The sequence below is a fragment of the Endozoicomonas sp. ALB091 genome (genome assembly GCF_049310265.1).
In the GTDB taxonomy this organism is placed as follows: domain Bacteria; phylum Pseudomonadota; class Gammaproteobacteria; order Pseudomonadales; family Endozoicomonadaceae; genus Endozoicomonas.
In genome coordinates, this window is sequence record NZ_JBLYNQ010000003.1 from 349,443 (window position 1) to 370,466 (window position 21,024).

Genomic DNA, 21,024 nt, shown 5'->3' on the forward strand with positions numbered 1-21,024 from the left:
AAAACCGCTTACAACTGCGCTTCCAACCACCCTTTAATAGACGACAACGCTTTTTCAAGATTCTCTGGCTGAGAACCGCCACCCTGGGCAAAATCAGGACGACCACCGCCTTTGCCACCCAGCTGCTCAGCCACCATCTTCAGCAGATCACCCGCCTTGACACGTCCGGTCAGATCTTTGGTCACACCGGCAGCCAGAGGCACCTTGCCATCCGCTTTGGTGGCCAGGAAAACGATACCAGAGCCCAGTTTGTTCTTCAGCTGGTCAACCATGTCGCGCAATGATTTGGGGTCAACACCCTCAAGCTCCGTCGCCAGCAGCTTAACGCCATTTACCTCAACCGCCTGAGACACCAGGTCAGAACTGCCAGCGCTGGCCAGCTTCTGCTTCAGCTGCTGCAGCTCTTTTTCCAGGCTCTTGCTCTGGGTAACCAGCGCCTGCAATTTGGCGTCGAGACTTTCCGGTTTGGCTTTCAGCACACGACAAGCGTTGTTCAGCTCGGCAAAGCGCGTCTGCACAAAAGCTTCAGCACCCGCACCGGTCACCGCTTCGATACGACGCACACCGGCGGCAATGCCACTTTCCGCAACAATTCGGAACGCACCAATATCACCGGTGCGACTGGCGTGAATACCGCCACACAGTTCGATGGAGAAGTTGTCGGTGCCCATGGTCAGTACTCGCACTTCGTCCGCGTACTTTTCACCAAACAATGCCATGGCTCCCTTTGCCCTGGCTGCGTCCATATCCATAAGTTCAGTCTGTACCGGAGTGTTGGCACGGATCTGTTCATTCACCAGCGCTTCTATGACCTTTAACTCTTCCGGCTTCACCGCTTCAAGGTGAGAGAAGTCAAAGCGCAGACGCTCCGGATCAACCAGAGAACCTTTCTGGGTTACATGATCACCCAGCACCTGTCTCAGGGCCGCATGCAGCAGGTGAGTTGCCGAGTGATTCAGTGAGGTAGCATGACGCTTGTCAGCATCAACATCAGCGGCTACTTCATCGCCAGACTTCAGTTCACCGGATACCACTTCGACAATATGGAGGTGGTGATCACCCTGCTTCCGAGTATCCACAACACGTACAGAACCGGTGGCAAAATTCAGCAGGCCGGTATCACCCACCTGGCCGCCAGACTCCGCATAGAATGGCGTCTGTTCCAGAATAACCGTTGCCTGCAGGCCTTCATTGATCTGTTCTACCTGCTCACCACCCACAAACAGGGAGTGAACGCGAGCCTGACCCGCCGTGTTCTCATAGCCGGTAAAAGCAGTTGAGCCTTCGATCACCAACTGGTCATTGTAATCAACACCAAACTTGCTGGATGCACGGGCACGCTCACGCTGAGCTTCCAGTGCCTGTTCAAAACCCTCAATATCCACTGTCAGCTTACGCTCACGGGCAATGTCTTCCGTCAGATCCACCGGGAAGCCGTAGGTATCATACAGCGTGAACAGGGTTTCACCGGAGATCACATCCCCCTGCCCGCTGGCCTGCAGAGCAGCAATGCTCTCTTCCAGCAGTTTCATCCCTTTATCCAGGGTACGGGTAAACTGTTCCTCTTCCTGCAGCAGAACCCGCTCGATGTGCTCCTGGTTCTTCGCCAGATCCGGATAAGCGTCACCCATCACCTGCACCAGTGACCCCACCAGCTTATAAAAGAAGGATTCTTTGGCCCCCAGTTTGTGGCCATGACGGCAGGCACGACGGATAATCCGGCGCAGCGTGTAGCCCCGGCCTTCATTGGAGGGCATAACGCCATCACTGATCAGGAAACTGCAGGAACGGATATGGTCAGCAATAACCCGCAGGGACGCTTCCGTGGTGGCAACGCCACCGATAATATCAGAAGCATCGTTCAGCAGAGACTGGAACAGATCAATCTCGTAGTTGCTGTTGACATGCTGCATCACTGCGGCAATTCGCTCCAGGCCCATGCCGGTATCAACCGATGGCCTGGGCAGTGGTTGCATGTCACCGTCGGCCTGACGGTTGTACTGCATAAATACGATATTCCAGATTTCAATAAAGCGATCACCGTCTTCTTCTGGCGTACCCGGACGACCACCCCAGATATGGTCACCGTGATCATAGAAAATTTCGGTACAGGGGCCACAGGGGCCAGTATCACCCATCTGCCAGAAGTTATCGGAAGCGTAAGGCGCTCCCTTGTTGTCGCCAATGCGGATAATATCCTCCGCTGCAATACCAATGTCGTTTAACCAGATATTGTAGGCTTCATCGTCAGAGGCATAGATGGTGACGCAAAGACGCTCTTTAGGCAGTTTCAGCGTGCCGGTCAGAAAGTTCCAGGCAAAGTGGATCGCTTCTTTCTTGAAGTAATCGCCAAAGCTGAAATTACCCAGCATTTCAAAGAAGGTGTGGTGACGGGCGGTATAACCGACGTTATCCAGGTCATTGTGTTTGCCCCCGGCACGTACACACTTCTGGGAAGTGGTGGCACGGTTGTAGTCACGCTGCTCACGCCCCAGGAAAGTGTCTTTGAACTGGTTCATCCCGGCATTGGTAAACAGCAGGGTTGGGTCGTCATGGGGTACCAGAGAGCTACTGGCAACCACTTCATGGCCGTTTTCCCTGAAGTATTCCAGAAAAGCAGAACGTATTTCGTTAGTCTTCATATACAGTTCCCACCGGGGGAGTTATCTCTTGTCAGCCATGAGCGGAAAAGGCCGCTCACTCCCAAACACAAAAATGGCAGCGCAATCACAATGAGCAGCCTTTTCACAGTAAATTTACGCAAACCGGGGATTATATAGGAATGGTGGGAAAAAATGATCACTTCACCCCATCATTAACAGGCTTTTTACCGGGCTTTTTTCACTGATGGCCTAATGAGCAGCAGAGCGGTACTGCTTAAGTATGTGCAGAGAGCGCGAATCTTCCTCCCTTCGCTGGCCTTTGCGTGCCCATAAATAGCGGTCACAATAGACTTGAACCAGGGCCTCCATCAGCTGACGATTGGTGTTTTCACCCAACTCGCCCAGTGCTCTTGCTGCCACTTCAGCGGTACACAAGTACTGCTCCTGACGATTACTTCGGAGACGGTAGATGGATGGCTCTTCAGGCTGCAAGCTCAGTAAATTCAAACCATGCAACCAGGGGCTTTGACGATACATTTTCCTGGCCTGTTGCCAGGTTGCATCAATGATAATGAAGGCAACCTTACGTTCACTCCCGGAATTATAATGCCACTGCCTGTTATGAAGAAGAGAAAGCGGAGTATATCTGGCTCATGGAGAAGCCGCGCTGGGCCAGAAAGCGGGTCTGCCGGGCTCTTTCTTTATGGTCCCGGGGTACAGAGGCACCAAACTTTCGCTCTTTTACCGCTTTTGCCAGTTCATCCCAGTGATCGTCCTGCTCCAGCAGGTATTGACCGATCAACTCGCTATCAACTCCTTTCTGAAACAGTTCCGATTTAATACGAACCGGACCGTAGCCCCGCTGTTGACGACTGTAGACCAAACTTTCAACAAAGCGGTCATCACTTTGCAGCCGCTCTGCCCGCAAGCGGGTAAGCGCGTCTAATACCAGTTCCCGGGGAAAACGGCCCGAGAGTTTTCGGACCAGTTCGGTAAAACCATGTTCCCGCCGGGCCAGTAGATCCATAGCAGCCCGGCGGACATCGTTTACCGATTGAATGACATCAGCAGACATTCAATTACTCAGCCAGCAGCTCGTCCTGCTGTACACTTGCCGCTGCATCGTCGTCACCTTTTTTGCCAGCACTTTTTCCGGCGTCAACTTCGGCTTTTTTTGCAGCGTCCTTCTCTGGAGTGCTCATTAACTCAGCACGGATCTGGGCTTCGATTTCAGCCGCCACTTCCGGATTATCAGAAAGATACTGGGCAGCATTGGCTTTACCCTGGCCAATCTTGGTTCCCTTATAGGCATACCAGGCACCGGATTTGTCCACCAGCTTCAGCTTGACACCCAGATCAATCACTTCGCCCATATGGTAGATGCCCTGACCATACAGAATCTGGAATTCAGCCTGACGGAATGGTGGCGATACCTTGTTCTTCACCACTTTAACGCGGGTTTCGTTACCGATCACCTCATCGCCCTGCTTCACCGAACCGGTACGACGAATATCAAGACGTACAGAAGAGTAAAATTTCAGCGCGTTACCGCCGGTAGTGGTTTCCGGGTTGCCGAACATCACACCGATCTTCATACGGATCTGGTTAATAAAGATGACCATGCAGTTGGTCTGTTTGATGGAACCGGTCAGCTTACGCAGTGCCTGAGACATCAGACGGGCCTGCAGACCAACGTGGGAGTCCCCCATATCACCTTCAATTTCAGCCTTGGGTACCAGGGCAGCGACAGAGTCAACCACGATAACATCCACGGCACCGGAACGAACCAGCATATCGGTAATTTCCAGCGCCTGTTCACCGGTATCCGGCTGGGAGACGTACAGGTCATCCACATTTACACCCAGCTTACCGGCGTACTGTGGGTCCAGGGCATGCTCAGCATCAACAAAGGCACAGGTGGCACCGTGCTTCTGGGCCTGGGCAATAACGCTCAGGGTCAGCGTGGTTTTACCGGAAGATTCAGGGCCGAAGATTTCAATAACACGGCCTTTCGGCAGGCCACCAATGCCCAGGGCAATATCCAGTTGCAGAGAACCGGTAGAAATTGCGGGAATTGCTTCCTGCTTCTGATCCCCCATCCGCATGATGGCACCTTTACCAAACTGTCGGTCAATCTGGCCAAGTGCTGCTGCCAACGCTTTTTTTCTGTTATCATCCATTTTTTCACGCCCTCAGTTCGATTCTGATTTCATCAGGAACAGCTCAATAAGTAATACTGTATATTTAAACAGATACTGGATATTTGTCCAGTATATTTATCGCTTCGACAGGAAGGAATCTTTTTTCAGGTTAACGTTTCTCAGGTCAACAGGGTCAGAACACCCAGCAACGCCTGAACAACCGTTTGCGCCCTGATCTGATCACGATCACCCTCAAAATGGAAGTGCCTTGCAGTTGTTTCCTGGCCGGCACTCCAGGCAATCCAGACGGTTCCCACAGGTTTTTCCGGTGTCGCCCCCCCCGGTCCGGCAACGCCGGTCACGGCTATAGAGATATCCGTTGCCAGCAGCTTGCGGACACCCCGGGCCATGGCGATGGCCACCTGCTCACTGACCGCACCGTATTTATTCAGCAACACTGTCGGCACATGCAGGAGATTGGCCTTTACGCCATTGGCATAGCAGATGACACCACCGTCAAACCAGGCCGAGCTTCCCGGCAACACGGTCAGGACATGACCAATACCACCACCGGTACAGGATTCAGCGGTAGACAGGGTCCAGCCCCTGGACATCAGGAGTTCAGCAATTTCCCTGACAATGGGGGACGTAGCAGAATGCAGTGCAGGTTCCATGGTCACTCGCCAGTACGGTTATCAGAGGAGCCAATCAGGATAGGATGTTATAACACGATTAGGGGCAGTCTTCACAAGTTATCATTGAATGCACCATTTCACAGCACTGTTGCCAGGGAAACATGCCTTGCCCCGGAGCATCGGGGCAAAGCATTCTCTCTCTATTCAAACTCCTTCAAACTCTCCACCGTTATGGCATAGACAACGTCAGTGTACTCGGAGGTATTGTTTTCAACCCTGATCACTCCTTCCAGCCAGTAAGGGGTATAGCCCGCTTCTGTGACTTTTATGCCCTGGTCATAGCGGACAAAAATGGTCTGATTGGGTGGCGGTGGCGGTACATGAATACAGGCTCCCAGGGTTGGCACCAGCAACAGCTCTGTGGCTGATTGATCCTTGCCAATATTCAGCGGTACCAGGTAACCGGGAATTTTGACCCGTTGCTGATTCATACTTGCTACCGGAATCTTGCCCAGCTCTTCAATATACTCAATAGCCTCTTCCTGACTGATTTCACCCGCCTCATATTTACGGACAATGTCCTCATCCACCGGCGGCATCAGATCATCCCAGTTGATCTCTTTGATCGCAGGCTTTTCGGTGCTTGCAGCCATGGCAAAGTTCACCGGCATAAAAGCCAGCATAAGCACCACGGCCATCCAGCCAGGGTGTTGTCTTCCAGCTATCATTATTTGCTCTCCTACAGCCTGACCGTCAGACCATCCGCCAATGAATTTTTATAGGCCCGCCAGGCAGGCACTGCACCCAGTATGGTCGCCGAGATAACAATGACGACCGCCAGAATCCACTCAAACATCCCCGGTAACGCAATGGTAATGTGCAAACCCAGCTGCACTTGCAATACCGGTTGAATGGCGAACAGCATTCCATACATCAGCAGGAAGCCCAACAGTGTACCAGTGATGGCATAGATCAGGGACTCGGTCATCATCAGGGTAAAGATATGCCAGGGCCGGGCACCTACTGAACGGAGAATGGCCATCTCTCTGCGCCGTTCATTAAGCGACGTCAGAATGGTGGTCAGCATACCCACCAACCCCGCAATCACCACCATCACGGAAACCGCCAGCAATGCCTTTTCCGCTGAACCCACCAATTGCCAGAGTTCTCCCAGGGCGACACCCGGTAAAATAGCCGTCAGTGCTTCCTGGCGATACTCATTCACTGCCCGCTGATACCGAAAAGCCGCCACCCGGGACTTCAAACCAACAAAATAGGCGGTAATGCTGGACGGTTGCAAATCCATGGCCCGTGCCCTGTCGGCAGAAACCGAGAACAGTGCATTAGGTGCTGCCCCATTGACCCAGTCAATGTGCAACGCCTCAATCCCCTCCAGAGAGATCATTACCACTCGGTCCATAGGGGTGCCGGTGGGCTTTAACACACCAGAAATCCTGAAGGGTTTATCCTGATGCGTCTGCAGGCTCCGGCTTTCAACACCATGACTGAGCACTATTTCCTGACCAGCCTGATAGCCAAGAACCGCCGCCACTTCAGAACCAATCACCGCATCATAGAGATCATCAAATGGCTTACCATTTTTGAAACTGATGGGCTGATCATCACCAAAACGGAAGTGTTCAAACAGGGTTTGAGCGGTACCCACCACGCGATAACCTTGATGGGAGTCCCCCAGGGCAATAGGGATAGTCCAGGCGACTGCCTTATTGGAAGACAATTCCTGGTAGGTTTCCCAGGTAATGTTATTGGTCGCATTACCCAGATGAAACACCGAATAAAGCAGCAGATTAAGCGAACTGCTGCGGGCACCAACCACAAGATCGGTACCGGACACGGTACTGGTAAAACTGTTCCGGGCCTCAACCCGCACCCTTTCCACGCCCAGCAACAAAGCTACGCTGATGGCAATGGAGAAAATGGTCAGCAATGCCGTGGTTTTGCGATTACTCAGACTTTTCACCGCCAGATGAAGTATTGACATTACACCACCTCCGGCTGGCCTAAAGGCCGATGTTGACTGGCCCGGTTAATTTCATTCAAGGCCACAGAGCGATCAAACAAGGCTTCCAGGGCAGAGTCATGGCTGACAAAAACCAGCGTACTGCCAGCAGCCTCACACTCAGCAAACAGCAGACGAATAAATGCCTCACGGGTATCGCTGTCCAACGCCGAGGTGGGCTCATCTGCGATCACCAGATCAGGACGACCAATCAACGCTCTGGCTGCTGCCACTCGCTGCTGTTGGCCGATACTGAGCTCCGTCACTGACCTTTGCAGCAACTGCGGCTCGGTCAGCTCCAGATGGTTTAGCAGTCGAATCGCTTCCTGCCCGGCATCAACGCCCATGGATTGCACGTTTTCACGGCGCTTGCTGGCAAACCCCAGCGGCAGTGTGACATTGTCAACTACTGAAAGGTAAGGGATCAGGTTAAACATCTGAAAGATAAAACCGATATGATTGGCCCGGAAATGATCCCGCCGTGCCGGGGAGAAACGACCAATGTCGTTTCTCAGCACAGAGACAGCACCGGCAACCGGTGTGAGCACGCCGCCCAGCAGCCCCAACAGCGTCGTTTTACCCGACCCTGAAGGCCCCCGGATAAACACCTTCTCACCCTGATGGATTAACAGCTCTGGTATATCCAGAACCGCAGTTCCCGGCTGCCAGCCAAACTGGACATCCTTTAGGTGAATCACCGGTTGACCGAGACTGCTCATATCAGAAGCGCACCTCTGGTCGCTCACGGTTCATCTGACCCGCTACCTGGCCAGAATCGGTAAAGCCCTGAACCTTCAACTGTTCACTGTTTGCAAACCGCTGAAACAGTCGGGTAGAGATGCTGTTAAGCCCGGCAATATTGGCACACTCATAAACATAAGTAGCAGCAATATCCATATGCGCTGACTCATGGTGACCATCGCTATGGTGGTCATCGTGTCCATGACTGTGATGGTGGGAATCCTGATGACCATCTGTATGATGGTCGTCATGTTCATGCTTGTCATGGTGGTGTCCATCTGCATCACCATGATGATCTTCTCCATGCTCACCGCTGGCCGAAGCCGATGCCGCTTTCAACGTGCAGGACGCCGCTGGCGTAAAAGACCATAAATCGTCTTTTTCCAGTTCCTGCAAGGCATCTTTAAGTTGCCTGCGCTGAGCCTCCGAACGGATGGATTCAAAACCAAGAATATCAAACCCCGGCGTTTCCAGTTCAATATGAACCTGACGACCTTCAATGGCAAAATTCAAATGACCGGCTCCATGTACATGGGCTCCGGCATGACGATGCCCATCAGCGGAAACACCTGCTGTTATCAAGGCACAGGCAACAGCGGCCACTTTTGCAACACAACGCATACACAATTCCTGAAAGAAAGAAATAAATAAGTGATGAACCATCAAACTTCAGAGCTAGCGTTAATACCCGCACACCCCGTTCATCCTGAGCTTGTCGAAGGGTGGTGCCACCGCACTTCGACAAGCTCAGCACGAACGGTATGGGTATCAACACCTGGGAGGCGGTGCGCGGGTGTGTCTTTTGGTTGGCGTGGAAGAATGGATTGATAAGCGATAGGGACGGTCGTTAAGTACCGCACCAAACCGCACCTTTACTTTGCACCAATGAACGGGTGAAGCGGCTTGAGACACCAGCATACAGGCCGATGAATGCGGGTGCTCATTGTGCTGTTGATCACTGGCATCATCGACCATCGAAATAACTGGATTCTGCCAGAATATTTCAGATTGCTGATTTTCCTCCAAAGCCGTATGGACGTGGCTCAGTGTGTAGTGCACCACCAGCAGATAGACAGCCACCATAAGAAAAGACAGCAATTGCTTACTGTCTTTTCCACGGGCTGTCCGGCAAAGGCTGATGGTCATCTTCTGCGATTCCTTTCGGTATTGCCCTCACCCTGTTCCGGAGGGACTAGCACCCAATCTCAAAATCCAAATCGTTATAACATAACGTACATCAAATCACCAAAATATAATGCCAGAGTATTATATTTGATCAGGCATCAGGACCGCAGCAGCATCCGGTCATTTTATCTGGTGAACCAAATATCTGATTTGTTGTCAATAAGTCCCAATGACGGAGGGTTGAGCCCTGACGGTCATTTTACAGATTTATGCTTTTCAAGGTTTTTTAATGCCTGACCAGAGGAGTTGGTGTATATGTTTTTTTATCCTGCCCATTCCACTCCCGTTGACTCTGGCAAGGTTGAGTCACCGCCGCTCAATACTGAGGGTAAAGATAAAGCCCCTGCTCACCGGTCATCCGAAGAAAAAACTTCAATATTATTCCGAACCACCAGTGGTGCCTGCTTTAGGTGCAGGCCAGCTGACGCTGATCTGTTGCCACAGCTGTATTGCTTCCCGTGTTCAAATTTAACCAGTAAGTCAATCAAGACGCGCGACTCAAGTAAAATTTATGATCCTTCCCATGTTATTGAAAGCGCACCCTACCCGCCGGAGAGCGCTCAGGGTGATCAGCATTGCGGGGTCATCGACCTGGCAAGGCAGTCGCCATCTACACTACCTCACCAAGACGACATTGATGCCATGCCCCTGCCCGCTGACATTCGGTGTGCCAGAAAATTTTGTCCTGAGATTAATCAGTTTGCACAGTGCCAGGTGTTGACTGAGTTGTCGAAAAGCCTGGAGGTTGCCTGTGCCAGAGGCGTAATGCTGAATAATTTCAAGGGCGCTGAAGATTCTCCTCCGGGCATCGAATGCGGCCAGTGGCTGTCTCTGCATGAACTGCCCGCCCATTACCATAATGATGATGAACATCCCGCCCGGACGTTGGCCTCTGTTTGCAAAAAGCCTGGGGTCAACCCGCTGATACTGCCTGAGCCAACCACTGCAACCAGCGAGACTGAAGGAGCAACAGCAGGGGCACTGGCGACTCCGACAATAGCCTATGCCCAGTACGAAGCCATGGTTAAACAGTTTGGGGAGGTACTCAATGGCTTTGCCGGGCTAAGGCGTGCCTATCAAAACCAGGCCGATAGCGTCGATGAACTGTGCAGAGCCATTGTTAGCCAGCAATCACAAATACAGAAGCTTGAGCTGGAACTGCAAATCCACAAAGCAACCACCGGCAACGGCGTTTTACTCTGGAAGATACCCGGTTTCAAAAATGAGCTGGATAAGATCAGGAGTGGTGTTAGTCAACAACTCATCAGTCCCTTGTTTCATTCAATTAAAGGACATGCATTGTATGCACGAATTTATCTTACTGGTGATAAAGCAGATCAGGATCGGGATATCGGTCTATCCATTGGGCTTATGCCATCGCTTTATGATCCGATTCAGCGTCAGCAATTCGCCGGATCTATTTTATTTGAAATCCTTGGCAGGAGGGGTGGGGTGATACACAGTGATGTCATTCTTATTGCTGAAAACGTAATCAAGCTTCCGAACCCGGAAGATAATCCAGAGACTTTTGTCAATTGTATTTCTATAAGCCAGAAAAAGATGATGGACGAATGGCTGGTAGACGACGACCTCTTTATCAGATGCAGGCTTTAGCAATTAACGACTATGTAAACCGGTTGCCTGTCAAAATGAGCGCCGGTCAATAAACGGCAGAGGATCGCCTGATTTACTCAGACCATTTTTCATGGCAATGCGCTGGTTTTTACGCCCCAGCAGGCGTGCCTGAACCCAGCGCTCCCAGCGCAGGGCTTTCCAGGTGTCGGCTTTCCAGGTTTTTCTGAACAGGTATTTGGCTGCGGCAACGGCATCCGGCGATTGCCTGCAAATGGTTTGGGCAAGCTGTTCTGCTGCCGCCATCGGGTCATCAGCCAACCGGCTGATCAAACCGAACTCGTGCCCCTCCCGGGCAGTGAATTTACGCCCGGTCATGGTCAGCTCCTGGGCAATATCAATACGGGTCAGCCGGGAGAGCGTAACCATACCACTCATATCGGGAATCAAGCCCCACTTCATCTCCATAATGGCAAGGCTGGCATCCGCCCTGGCAATGCGATAATCCGTGGCCAGGATAATCTGCATCCCACCACCAAAGCAGTTACCATGAATAACGGAGATAACCGGGACCGGCAGGTCTCGCCAGCAATGGGCTATCTCCTGGGCAATATTCTGTTTGGTCCACGGCAATTTAAGAAAGACTTTTGCCACTATGCCCGGGTCTTTGTTGACGGCCTGAAAATCCAGTCCTGAGCAAAAAGAGGAGCCATTCCCGGAGAGAATCACGCAGCGGATCGAGCGATCCTTCCGGATTTTTTTTGCGGTAGCAATCATGTCACGAAACATGGCCATATCCAGGCCGTTATGTTTCTCAGGACGGTTCATGGTGACGTAGGCAATGTGATCTTTCACTGCATAGAGCACACGGGGTTGATCAGACATGGGAACCTCAACAGCAGCCGGTAAGTAGTTAACCAAATGAAATCGTATTTTCTGACTAAGTGGGCAGTCACTCTGCGGCGTTACAACTACGGTCACATAGCTACGGCTATGCTCCCTACGTTGTGCCTTGCATAGTAACTGCCCACTTAGCCAGAAATATACGATTCCATTTGGCCAACTACTTAATTATTATTATCGGAGTGAATCATTCCATAAAACGGCTGCTGTCGCAAAAGCACATGATCCGCCGATCAGACATGAAACCGGTCAGTGGTCACAGAATAGTCCGGGAATGGGTGCCTGGGTAATGTTGTATTTTCCCTCAAGATCGCGATAGACAATGGCACTCCAGATCGTGCCATTTTCCAACTGAAACTCCAGCGCGTAATTAACCCCATTAACAATCTGAGAGTGCACCGCCAGCATTTTTTTCAGTTTGGCCGACTTCTCCATTCCCTTGACCACCAGCTTTACCGCCTTCAGAACCTCTGGAGTAACTTCAGATTTTGTCCAGCCACCGGGCAGGTTGTCTTTGGCCTGACAGATGGCTTCAGCAGTTTTATTATCGACCACCGGCTTGTCATACGGTGCTTCACATCCCATAAGCATGATTGCTGCATACAGCGCACCGATCATTTTTACTTTCATTGGCAACACCCCATCTTGACCATGACTGAAACAGTTTACTGCACAAATAGCGGTAATGTGTTTGACCGGATTATATGCACACCAGAAGGAATCTGCTCATTATTAAGCACTTTATCGACTATTTGTTTGAGCGACATGAACTCTTTGTAGCCGGGGTCACCCTCTTTCAACCGATAATGGGCTTTTTCAAAGGCCACGACCATGTCAACTCTTCGCTTATGAGAAGACATGAGGTCTTCAGCTGGCCTTTTGATTTTCCTGCGACCATGAGCAGGCAGAGGTGGTGAAGCGTCCTGACCAGCCTGTGATTTCAGCAGTTTTGATGCCTGTCTTTGCATGTAAGCCGTGATCTTGGCTTCATAAGTCATGGCCAGCTCTTCTATAACTTTCTTAACTTCAACTTTGCTGTTTTTCTGTAATTGTCTTTGTTATTGTTGACATAATTCTTCAACTATGGCCGCAACAAAACATCAACAGAATCTGGCCTTTTTTCATTAACAAGACATCATCCGAATCAAAATGGCATATTTTTCAGGAACACCTCCAACGGTGGCTTGGGAATGTTACCCGCAGCATCAGGCTTTAAGTCCGGGTATTGGCTCAGTACTTGATTGATCCTGGCCCGCAATACGCCTAACTGTTTTTGTTCTGACGCACTATATTTCAAAGTTTCAGAATACTCTCTGGCTAATGGGCCCTGCTCGACGTAAAGACAGGGCCTTTCAGGAAAGCTCCAGAGAATGCGGTTAAATTCGTCATATTCTTTATCACTTAACACCGGTTTGACTGCCTTCAGCAGTCGTACCTGGGAAAGCATTAAATATCCCTGGTCCATATCAAGGCTGCGGACAAAACTTGTTAACTCCACACCAACCCTGTAAAGATCACGCTCATCATATTCACGGGGTGCATCACCCGGATTGTCGAGGCGAGACGACATAATGCCATCCACAAAACCTTTCAAAATTCCCGCCGAAAAATTAGCCTTATCCCAGTAGCGGGCCATGCGCTGATTATATTGCTCCTGTGATTGCTGCTTGTATGCTGCGGCCTCCGCCGGCAGGAGAGCCTTGAGCTCCGATAAACTTTTATTATATTTAGCTATCTGATCCTGATGAACCTCAGTTTCTTGAATGGCCCTCTGTAGCTCATGCCTCACCCCGTCCCGAGCAGCCTCTATGGATTCCTTCGTTATAGGCTTCAGACTGCTGTACAAAGAATAAAACCCCACAATAGCAACTGCTGCTCCAGCAACTGCACCGCAAGCTAATGGGTTTTCTTTAATTGCTGATTCTATCACTTCAATCACCCGATCAGACAGACCTGTACCTGGTCTGACTGTGTCAGGAACTCTATCCAGACGTTCAGCTAACTTGGCAAAGGCAACAGCTCCGCCAGCAGCAGAAACCCCAATGCCGAATGCGGTAGGGAGACATTTTGTTGTAGTTCCCTTCACTGGGTCATAATCAAGATAAGCCTCTTTGACATATCTAAAAAAACCACCCTTGGAAACAGTGTCTGATGGGAGTACAGGGTGTATCAACCGACCTGAATTCATCGCACTATCGAACATAACCAAACTCCTGTATGTTGAAATGAGTTAAGTAGCTCACCATTTGCTGCCGCATAAATCGCTGACTTGATAGCCATTTCAATTTAGTCAGGTTTGACCTCCATTCTCGTACTAAGTTCCAAACGAAAATCATGGGAGTGAATATAAGCAGGCGGAAAATTGAACTTTTTGCATCCAGAACAATCAGTTAAATGTCGATGCTGCGATAACGTCACAAACACTATGTTAGAGGCAACAACACACCAGGCAGGAAACGCCTCTCAGAGCATACCCGATGATATAAGTGAGCATTGTGCAACTGGCTCCTCACAGCTCTTGCAACCCCTTGCAATCAATAACAAAAGCAACGGGTATATTACTGACAGCTCCGGGCCAGAAGAAAAGCACACTAAACCTTTCGCTGAGTATTCCATCCTCGCCCCGGAGCCAGCACTTACCATCCCCAAACTGTCCCGTCGTTTGAACAGGCTGGTCCAGCTGGCTGCTGATTTCAGCATCATCTGGGATCTCGGCTGTGACCACGGTAAAGCGGGAATGGCCCTGGCCATTAACAACGTATCCAGAGAAGTCCACTGTATTGATTGTTCCAGACATGTCATTGCCCGGCTTCAATCTCTTCAGCTGCCCATTAACCTGACGGCTACCTGCATGGATGCAGCCTCCGTTAAAATACACAACTGTAAAGATGAGCTGGTCATTCTTGCTGGCATGGGTTCCCATACCGCCAACAAAATTATTGATGGAATTCTTGCAGAAACAGGCGATTTTCAAGCCAGCTTTCTGATCAGCCTTCATCGAAACCATGATGATACAGTGGCACACCTTGCTGGCCGCTATGGATTTAATACGACGCAACACAGTGAGATAGAGGAGAAAAAGTACACTTACCGTTTTAACTTAATGTCCCATCAACACAGCCATTGATGATTCTTCGACGGATTAAGCAGAAATATTGACGATGGGTGTTCGGTGAAACAAATTCAGGCAATAAAAAACCGGCGCTCTGGCCGGTGACTTGTGGTGCGTAAAATGGGTTAATCAATAATGTCATCAACGGTAAGATCCAAGGCTTGTGCAATTTTAGTAATTGTTTTCAGGGAACCCTGCTTCTTGCCACTCTCAATCTGGCTGATCATGGCTTCGGAAATACCGGTGTTTTCAGCGAGGGACTTTTGACTCATGCCTCTATACTCTCGCCACACCTTCACAGTATTTTCAGTCAACAACCGGTTCACTACTTCAGCAGGTATCAACTCTTCCTCACCCCGCCGTAACGCAGCCCGAAATTCATGAACAGCATCAGAATCCTCCAGGTCCTCCAGCTTCTCAAGCATTGCCTGATATTCGTCATAAGGCATAACCACAAAAGCCGGTTTCCCTTCATGCTTCAGTATATCGACCATCACCAAAACCTTTGGGGACATTGCCCCCATCTTTAATGCTTATAAACATTGCCTCGCGGCGCAATTTTGATCACCTCAATGATCAGCCTGTCATGCTCAATCTCGTAAACAATGCGCCAGCCTCCAACCCGCAGCCTATAGCCTGATCCACCCGCCAGCTTCTTTACATCACCGTCTGGAAGCTTGTTGATGGCCTTTTGAATCCTCAACCGGTCAAGCTCTGAAGTTTTCCTCAGAACTTTAACGGCCTGCTTTGAGTAAACCACCTTGAACATTATATTATTCTACTACAACCTAACTTAAAGTAAATATAGAGTTTACTTAAGGTTAATCAACAAAAAATCTTGCACATTTGATATGCTGCCGATTTTGGCAAGGAATAAACTGGCGCGAAACGGCATTGCATTACTGGTTCGGTCATACAAAACAATTTGTCAAACCAGTGATACTTTTGCCTGCTGGCAAACTACCCGCATGTTAACATTGCATTTATTGCCGATCAGATGGGGCACACGGATTACTCGATGCTGGTTAAACGCTATGGCAGCTGGATGAAAACCGAGAGCCAGAGTGAGGTTAATCGGATCTGGACTGCCCCAAGAATCAGACACCACCACCTGAACTACCGAATTGAATGAATAATACAGACCTCTCCAACCACACTCCGATGATGCAGCAGTATTTGCGCATCAAACAGCAGCACAGGGATCACCTGGTGTTTTACCGGATGGGTGATTTCTACGAGCTGTTTTATGACGACGCCAAAAAGGCTGCCCACCTGCTGGACATTACCCTGACCAAACGAGGGCAATCCGGTGGCGAACCCATCCCCATGGCGGGTATTCCATACCATGCGGTGGAGGGTTATCTGGCCAGGTTGATCCGGTTGCGTCAGTCCGTTGCCATTGCCGAGCAGATTGGTGATCCGGCCACCAGCAAAGGGCCGGTGGAGCGTAAGGTGGTTCGTATTCTGACCCCTGGTACCGTCAGTGATGAGGCTTTGCTGGATGAGCGTCAGGATAATCTGCTAATGGCGGTCAACCAGCGGGAAAACCGCTATGGGCTGGCATTTCTCGATATCAGCAGTGGTCGGTTCAATGTGCTTGAAGTGACCAGTGAAGAGGCACTGCTTTCTGAAGTTGAGCGCCTGAGCCCGGCCGAAGTATTGCTGAATGATGACCGCAACTGGCCTGAGATATTACTGCGTCGCCCCGGTTCCAGCAAACGCCCCCCGTGGGACTTTGACCATGAGAGTGCGGTTGAGCAATTAACCCGACAGTTCCAGACACAAAGCCTTGATGGCTTTGGCTGCAGCCACTTAACACTGGCTATTGAAGCGGCTGGCTGTCTGCTGCAGTACGCCCGGGAAACACAGCGCACCGCCCTGCCCCACATTCGCGCCCTGGCCCAGGAAAACCGCGAAGAGAGCGTGGTGTTGGATGCCGCCAGCCGGAGAAACCTGGAACTGACCACCAATATGAATGGTGCCCGGGAGCACACCGTGGCGGCCGTGCTGGATCGTACAGCCACGGCCATGGGCAGCCGCCTGCTCGGACGATGGATCAACCGGCCACTGCGCAATATTGACAAGCTGCAGGCCCGTCAGTCAGCAATCACTGCCCTGAAAGATGGCTGCCATTTTGAGTCCCTTTACCCCATTCTCAAACATATTGGCGACATTGAACGTATTCTTGCCAGGGTTGCCCTGAAATCTGCCCGACCACGGGATCTGGCACGGTTAAGGGATGCCCTGCAGCAACTGCCAGAACTGCAGCAACAGCTGGCGACGATTGATAGCCAGACAGTACATCAACTGGCAAAAAGCATCAGTGAACACCCTGCACTCGAAGCATTATTGACCCGGGCCATCATTGAGAACCCACCTGTGGTGATCCGTGATGGCGGGGTGATCGGCGAAGGTTATGACGCCGAGCTGGATGAGCTTCGTTCCATCAGTGAGAATGCGGGCGACTATCTGGTTCAAATGGAATTACGGGAGCGTGAGCGTACGGGTCTGCCCAGCCTTAAAGTCGGTTACAACCGGGTACATGGTTACTATATCGAGTTGAGTCGCCGTGAATCCGAAAACGCCCCGGTAGACTACATTCGCCGTCAGACCCTGAAAAACACTGAACGCTTTATTACCCCGGAGCTGAAAGAGTTTGAAGACAAGGCGCTGTCCAGCAAAAGCCGTGCCCTGGCCCGGGAAAAAGCACTGTACGATGAACTTCTGGACAAACTGGTGGCAGAGCTGGGACCGCTCCAGGAGTGCTCCATGGCCCTGTCAGAGCTGGATGCGCTCAGCAACCTGGCTGAACGCGCTGAGACACTGAACTTCTGCCGTCCTGAAATCCTGCAGAGCCCCGGTATTGATATTGTTGAAGGCCGCCATCCGGTTGTTGAGCAGGTTTTGGACGAACCGTTTGTGGCAAACAATGTCACCTTCAATGTTCAGCGTCGTATGCTGATTATCACCGGTCCCAATATGGGCGGTAAATCCACCTATATGCGACAGACGGCGTTGATTGTGCTGCTGGCTCATATTGGCAGCTTTGTACCGGCATCCCGTGCGCGTATTGGTCTGGTGGATCGGATTTTCACCCGCATCGGCTCTTCGGATGACCTGGCCGGTGGTCGTTCAACCTTTATGGTGGAAATGACGGAAACCGCCAATATTCTGCATAACGCCACCGAGCAGAGTCTGGTGCTGATGGATGAAATCGGCCGAGGAACCAGCACCTTCGATGGGCTATCCCTGGCCTGGGCCTGCGCTCAATATCTGGCGGATTCAGTACGGGCATTCACCCTGTTTGCCACCCACTACTTTGAGTTGACCCAGCTGCCCGAAGAGTGCAATACGGTAGTGAACGTACATCTCAATGCGACCGAACATGACGATAGCATTGTCTTTCTTCATGCGGTTCAGGAAGGTCCTGCCAGCCAGAGCTATGGCCTGCAGGTGGCACAACTGGCCGGTGTACCCCGACATGTCATTAACCAGGCACGGCAGAAACTGGCCATGCTGGAGCAGCAGGAACCCGCTCCACAACCTGTTGCAAAACCATTGGGAAAGGCTACTTTCACACCTCAGGCTGATCTTTTTGCCAGCCCTGAGCCACACCCGGCGGTTGAAGCCCTGGATAAAACAGACGTGGATAACCTGACACCCCGCCAGGCTCTGGAGCTTCTTTATACGCTCAAGGGGCTGGGAAAATGATTTAATGGTGCTTATACCCTGACCGGTATAAGTTTATGTTCATCACGGCTATCCAGCGGGTTTACAACTCTGGTAGACTTGCCCGATATTTTTGTATTGCCTCAGGTTCTGTTAAGAGAACCTGAATGTCACATTATGACATGCTTTCGTGAATCACGAATATAACAGCAAAACCGGGCAGTACTTTTTTTTAGTCAGATCAAATGGAGTTTAACCACCATGGCTTTCGTAGTGGGTGAAAACTGCATCAAGTGCAAATACACCGATTGCGTGGAAGTCTGTCCTGTGGACTGCTTCTATGAAGGACCAAACTTCCTGGTTATTCACCCGGATGAATGTATTGACTGCGCTCTTTGTGAGCCAGAGTGTCCGGCAAACGCTATTTTCTCCGAAGATGAGGTTCCCGATGATCAGCAGGAGTTCATCGAACTGAACGCCGTGCTCGCAGATGTCTGGGATAACATTACTGAGAAGAAAGACCCTCTCCCTGATGCAGCAGAGTGGGATGGCGTGAAGGGCAAGCTGGACCAGCTGGAACGCTGAGTTCAATAGTAAAAAAGCCATGGGGGTTACCCATGGCTTTTTTATTAACAGAGAATGTCAGGCCATCAGTTAAACAGGGACTCTCCTGACAACCCCTGCTTTTCAAGAATAGATCGAAGCCGTTTTAAAGCCTCTACCTGAATCTGTCTTACCCGTTCACGGGTCAGGCCAATCTCCTTACCGACTTCCTCAAGCGTACTGGTTTCATACCCCCTGAGACCAAACCGGCGGGCAACCACCTCTCGCTGTTTTTCTGATAACTCACCTAACCAGCGGTCAAGACTGTCATTGAGATCCAGATCCTGTAGCAATTCGGCCGGGTCGGCACCTTTTTCATCAGAGATCGTATCCAGAATGGATTTATCAGAGTCAGGTCCCAGTGGTGTATCAACCGATGTCACTCGCTCATTAAGACCGAGCATCCGTTTTACATCAGCCACCGGCTTATCCAGCAACTCGGCAATTTCTTCCGGGCTGGGATCATGATCCAGCTTCTGGGTTAACTCCCTGGCAGCCCTGAGATAGACGTTCAGTTCTTTAACCACATGAATGGGCAGACGTATGGTGCGGGTCTGATTCATGATCGCCCGCTCAATCGTCTGTCGTATCCACCAGGTCGCGTAGGTTGAAAAACGGAATCCACGTTCCGGATCAAATTTCTCAACCGCACGAATCAGTCCGAGGTTACCCTCTTCAATCAGATCAAGCAGTGTCAGTCCACGGTTGACATAGCGCCTGGAGATTTTAACAACCAGCCGGAGATTACTTTCAATCATCCGGCGTCTGCCCGCTTCTACCCCTTTTCGGGCAAGGCGGGCGTAGTGAACCTCTTCCTCGGGGGTGAGGAGAGGTGAAAAGCCAATCTCATTCAGGTACAGCTGGGTTGCATCGATGGATTTGTAAAATCCATCGTCTTCTTTTCGACGACCGGTACTCACCGGAGACACAGCCGCAGGCCGCGGCTTATCGATATCATCGTTCTCGTCAACCACTTCAATGAGGTCACCGGCATTTTCGTCCGGGCTCAATTCATCCTGTCCCTGGATTACATCGTCAGCATAACTGCTTAGCTCTGCGTCATCCCTCTTCGATGCCATAAGAGTTAGTCCTATCCGAAAGTCCCACTCTATGCCGGGCAACCCGAAGTTGCGCCGACACCCGTGAGATCCCTCTACTACAACAGCCACTGACCTTCGCTATCAGCGCCCTGGAAGGTACCCCATCGGGTCGACCGGTTTACCATCACGCCGAATTTCGAAGTGCAGCTTAGGCTCCGTCGTTCCTGTAGAACCTATTTCGGCTATCTTCTGGCCCGCTTTAACTGAGTCTCCCTCATTCACCAATAGATCCCTGTTGTGCGCATATGCGCTCAGATAGCTACTATTATGTTTCAAAATGATCAGCCTGCCATAGCCGGACAGGTCGCTTCCTGCGTACACTACCTCACCACTGGCTGCTGCCTTTACAGGCTCTCCTAATTTGCCGCCAATATCAATCCCCTTGTTAACGGGCATTTTGAGCGAATAGGCGGAAATAATTTTTCCGTTCGCAGGCCATTGCCAGCCACTGCTGCCGGAAGCGGTACTTTTTGGCGTCGAACTCTTTGCTGTATATTTTTTGACCGGAGCGCTGCTTTTGGCAACGGTTTTCTTTGGCTGCCTGACTGGAGTCACCGACGGAGCAGCAACCACGGACCGGCGGATAGATAAGTTTATTTTCTGCCCCGGATAGATAGTATAAGGACTTCGAATGCTATTCTTTCGGGCCAACTCTCTGAAGTCTCTGCTATAGAGCCAGGCTATTGAATAAAGGGTTTCTCCTCTTTGGACAACATGCTGACCTGAAGTCACCTTCGGTG

At 50.9% G+C, this 21,024-nt stretch carries 21 protein-coding genes and 1 pseudogene; 4 read left to right on the plus strand and 18 right to left on the minus strand.

Annotated elements, in window-relative coordinates; translation table 11 throughout:
• Positions 1-8: 8 nt before the first annotated feature.
• From alaS to ACO6UX_RS04580, 10 genes and pseudogenes are all read right to left on the minus strand, one after another.
• Positions 9-2,642 carry an alanine--tRNA ligase gene (alaS, locus tag ACO6UX_RS04535; RefSeq protein WP_422445254.1) on the minus strand — a complete coding sequence of 878 codons (2,634 nt, stop codon included), beginning with the start codon at positions 2,640-2,642 and terminating at the stop codon, positions 9-11.
• 210 nt (positions 2,643-2,852) lie between these two features.
• A pseudogene (locus tag ACO6UX_RS04540) lies at positions 2,853-3,185 on the minus strand (DTW domain-containing protein); the annotation flags it as partial.
• 37 nt (positions 3,186-3,222) lie between these two features.
• Positions 3,223-3,678, minus strand: a complete 456-nt coding sequence (locus ACO6UX_RS04545; protein WP_422445256.1) for a regulatory protein RecX — start codon at positions 3,676-3,678, stop codon at positions 3,223-3,225.
• A 4-nt stretch (positions 3,679-3,682) separates the two neighbouring features.
• Entirely contained in the window at positions 3,683-4,783 is a 1,101-nt protein-coding gene (gene recA, locus ACO6UX_RS04550; RefSeq protein ID WP_422445258.1) for a recombinase RecA, read from the minus strand.
• Positions 4,784-4,923: 140 nt separating this feature from the next.
• On the minus strand, positions 4,924-5,418 hold the full coding sequence (locus ACO6UX_RS04555) for a CinA family protein (RefSeq protein WP_422445260.1): 495 nt from the start codon (positions 5,416-5,418) through the stop codon (positions 4,924-4,926).
• A 161-nt stretch (positions 5,419-5,579) separates the two neighbouring features.
• Positions 5,580-6,107 carry a DUF3299 domain-containing protein gene (locus tag ACO6UX_RS04560; protein WP_422445262.1) on the minus strand — a complete coding sequence of 176 codons (528 nt, stop codon included), beginning with the start codon at positions 6,105-6,107 and terminating at the stop codon, positions 5,580-5,582.
• Positions 6,108-6,118: 11 nt separating this feature from the next.
• A complete protein-coding gene (locus ACO6UX_RS04565) occupies positions 6,119-7,381 on the minus strand; it encodes an ABC transporter permease (protein ID WP_422445264.1) in 1,263 nt (420 codons plus the stop codon).
• Positions 7,381-8,118 (minus strand): ATP-binding cassette domain-containing protein, encoded by a 738-nt coding sequence (locus ACO6UX_RS04570; RefSeq protein ID WP_422445266.1) that lies wholly within the window; start codon positions 8,116-8,118, stop codon positions 7,381-7,383. The genes ACO6UX_RS04565 and ACO6UX_RS04570 overlap by 1 nt, the downstream gene beginning before the upstream one ends.
• Position 8,119: 1 nt before the next feature.
• Positions 8,120-8,761 carry a ZrgA family zinc uptake protein gene (locus tag ACO6UX_RS04575; protein ID WP_422445268.1) on the minus strand — a complete coding sequence of 214 codons (642 nt, stop codon included), beginning with the start codon at positions 8,759-8,761 and terminating at the stop codon, positions 8,120-8,122.
• 147 nt (positions 8,762-8,908) lie between these two features.
• Positions 8,909-9,286: a hypothetical protein gene (locus ACO6UX_RS04580; RefSeq protein WP_422445270.1), complete on the minus strand. Its 378-nt coding sequence runs from the start codon at positions 9,284-9,286 to the stop codon at positions 8,909-8,911.
• 294 nt (positions 9,287-9,580) lie between these two features.
• Here ACO6UX_RS04580 and ACO6UX_RS04585 point away from each other — a divergent pair, with 294 nt between their 5' ends.
• Positions 9,581-10,939, plus strand: coding sequence for a hypothetical protein (locus ACO6UX_RS04585; protein WP_422445272.1), 1,359 nt, complete (start codon positions 9,581-9,583; stop codon positions 10,937-10,939).
• 30 nt (positions 10,940-10,969) lie between these two features.
• Here the strand turns inward: ACO6UX_RS04585 and ACO6UX_RS04590 are convergent, their stop codons facing one another.
• From ACO6UX_RS04590 to ACO6UX_RS04605, 4 genes are all read right to left on the minus strand, one after another.
• Complete coding sequence (locus tag ACO6UX_RS04590; protein WP_422445274.1) at positions 10,970-11,782, minus strand: crotonase/enoyl-CoA hydratase family protein; 813 nt, start codon at positions 11,780-11,782, stop codon at positions 10,970-10,972.
• A 267-nt stretch (positions 11,783-12,049) separates the two neighbouring features.
• Positions 12,050-12,430: a cystatin domain-containing protein gene (locus ACO6UX_RS04595; protein ID WP_422445276.1), complete on the minus strand. Its 381-nt coding sequence runs from the start codon at positions 12,428-12,430 to the stop codon at positions 12,050-12,052.
• A gap of 35 nt (positions 12,431-12,465) precedes the next feature.
• Entirely contained in the window at positions 12,466-12,798 is a 333-nt protein-coding gene (locus ACO6UX_RS04600) for a hypothetical protein (protein ID WP_422445278.1), read from the minus strand.
• 146 nt (positions 12,799-12,944) lie between these two features.
• Positions 12,945-14,003 carry a hypothetical protein gene (locus ACO6UX_RS04605; protein WP_422445280.1) on the minus strand — a complete coding sequence of 353 codons (1,059 nt, stop codon included), beginning with the start codon at positions 14,001-14,003 and terminating at the stop codon, positions 12,945-12,947.
• Between the two features lie 315 nt (positions 14,004-14,318).
• On the opposite strand from ACO6UX_RS04605, the gene ACO6UX_RS04610 reads away from it, so the two are divergent.
• Positions 14,319-14,927, plus strand: coding sequence for an SAM-dependent methyltransferase (locus ACO6UX_RS04610; RefSeq protein WP_422445282.1), 609 nt, complete (start codon positions 14,319-14,321; stop codon positions 14,925-14,927).
• Between the two features lie 110 nt (positions 14,928-15,037).
• On the opposite strand, the gene ACO6UX_RS04615 is transcribed toward ACO6UX_RS04610, so the two are convergent.
• The gene (locus ACO6UX_RS04615) at positions 15,038-15,406 is read right to left on the minus strand and encodes a helix-turn-helix domain-containing protein (protein ID WP_422445284.1); all 369 of its coding nucleotides are present in this window, start codon (positions 15,404-15,406) and stop codon (positions 15,038-15,040) included.
• Between the two features lie 32 nt (positions 15,407-15,438).
• Positions 15,439-15,681 carry a type II toxin-antitoxin system RelE family toxin gene (locus tag ACO6UX_RS04620; RefSeq protein WP_422445286.1) on the minus strand — a complete coding sequence of 81 codons (243 nt, stop codon included), beginning with the start codon at positions 15,679-15,681 and terminating at the stop codon, positions 15,439-15,441.
• Between the two features lie 359 nt (positions 15,682-16,040).
• On the opposite strand from ACO6UX_RS04620, the gene mutS reads away from it, so the two are divergent.
• Positions 16,041-18,623 (plus strand): DNA mismatch repair protein MutS, encoded by a 2,583-nt coding sequence (mutS, locus tag ACO6UX_RS04625; RefSeq protein WP_422445288.1) that lies wholly within the window; start codon positions 16,041-16,043, stop codon positions 18,621-18,623.
• 219 nt (positions 18,624-18,842) lie between these two features.
• Positions 18,843-19,166, plus strand: a complete 324-nt coding sequence (fdxA, locus tag ACO6UX_RS04630; RefSeq protein ID WP_101747078.1) for a ferredoxin FdxA — start codon at positions 18,843-18,845, stop codon at positions 19,164-19,166.
• 65 nt (positions 19,167-19,231) lie between these two features.
• Here the strand turns inward: fdxA and rpoS are convergent, their stop codons facing one another.
• Together rpoS and ACO6UX_RS04640 are read right to left on the minus strand one after the other, a co-directional pair.
• Positions 19,232-20,263, minus strand: a complete 1,032-nt coding sequence (rpoS, locus tag ACO6UX_RS04635) for an RNA polymerase sigma factor RpoS (RefSeq protein WP_101747077.1) — start codon at positions 20,261-20,263, stop codon at positions 19,232-19,234.
• A gap of 102 nt (positions 20,264-20,365) precedes the next feature.
• Positions 20,366-20,935, minus strand: coding sequence for a peptidoglycan DD-metalloendopeptidase family protein (locus ACO6UX_RS04640; RefSeq protein WP_422445291.1), 570 nt, complete (start codon positions 20,933-20,935; stop codon positions 20,366-20,368).
• Positions 20,936-21,024 lie beyond the last annotated feature (89 nt).

Bases quoted from the DNA above. Each gene is read 5' to 3' on its own strand.
- alaS (WP_422445254.1), bottom strand. From the start codon at position 2,642: ATGAAGACTAACGAAATACGTTCTGCTTTTCTGGAATACTTCAGGGAA.
- ACO6UX_RS04545 (WP_422445256.1), bottom strand. From the start codon at position 3,678: ATGTCTGCTGATGTCATTCAATCGGTAAACGATGTCCGCCGGGCTGCT.
- recA (WP_422445258.1), bottom strand. From the start codon at position 4,783: ATGGATGATAACAGAAAAAAAGCGTTGGCAGCAGCACTTGGCCAGATT.
- ACO6UX_RS04555 (WP_422445260.1), bottom strand. From the start codon at position 5,418: ATGGAACCTGCACTGCATTCTGCTACGTCCCCCATTGTCAGGGAAATT.
- ACO6UX_RS04560 (WP_422445262.1), bottom strand. From the start codon at position 6,107: ATGATAGCTGGAAGACAACACCCTGGCTGGATGGCCGTGGTGCTTATG.
- ACO6UX_RS04565 (WP_422445264.1), bottom strand. From the start codon at position 7,381: ATGTCAATACTTCATCTGGCGGTGAAAAGTCTGAGTAATCGCAAAACC.
- ACO6UX_RS04570 (WP_422445266.1), bottom strand. From the start codon at position 8,118: ATGAGCAGTCTCGGTCAACCGGTGATTCACCTAAAGGATGTCCAGTTT.
- ACO6UX_RS04575 (WP_422445268.1), bottom strand. From the start codon at position 8,761: ATGCGTTGTGTTGCAAAAGTGGCCGCTGTTGCCTGTGCCTTGATAACA.
- ACO6UX_RS04580 (WP_422445270.1), bottom strand. From the start codon at position 9,286: ATGACCATCAGCCTTTGCCGGACAGCCCGTGGAAAAGACAGTAAGCAA.
- ACO6UX_RS04585 (WP_422445272.1), top strand. From the start codon at position 9,581: ATGTTTTTTTATCCTGCCCATTCCACTCCCGTTGACTCTGGCAAGGTT.
- ACO6UX_RS04590 (WP_422445274.1), bottom strand. From the start codon at position 11,782: ATGTCTGATCAACCCCGTGTGCTCTATGCAGTGAAAGATCACATTGCC.
- ACO6UX_RS04595 (WP_422445276.1), bottom strand. From the start codon at position 12,430: ATGAAAGTAAAAATGATCGGTGCGCTGTATGCAGCAATCATGCTTATG.
- ACO6UX_RS04600 (WP_422445278.1), bottom strand. From the start codon at position 12,798: ATGACTTATGAAGCCAAGATCACGGCTTACATGCAAAGACAGGCATCA.
- ACO6UX_RS04605 (WP_422445280.1), bottom strand. From the start codon at position 14,003: ATGTTCGATAGTGCGATGAATTCAGGTCGGTTGATACACCCTGTACTC.
- ACO6UX_RS04615 (WP_422445284.1), bottom strand. From the start codon at position 15,406: ATGGTCGATATACTGAAGCATGAAGGGAAACCGGCTTTTGTGGTTATG.
- ACO6UX_RS04620 (WP_422445286.1), bottom strand. From the start codon at position 15,681: ATGTTCAAGGTGGTTTACTCAAAGCAGGCCGTTAAAGTTCTGAGGAAA.
- mutS (WP_422445288.1), top strand. From the start codon at position 16,041: ATGAATAATACAGACCTCTCCAACCACACTCCGATGATGCAGCAGTAT.
- fdxA (WP_101747078.1), top strand. From the start codon at position 18,843: ATGGCTTTCGTAGTGGGTGAAAACTGCATCAAGTGCAAATACACCGAT.
- rpoS (WP_101747077.1), bottom strand. From the start codon at position 20,263: ATGGCATCGAAGAGGGATGACGCAGAGCTAAGCAGTTATGCTGACGAT.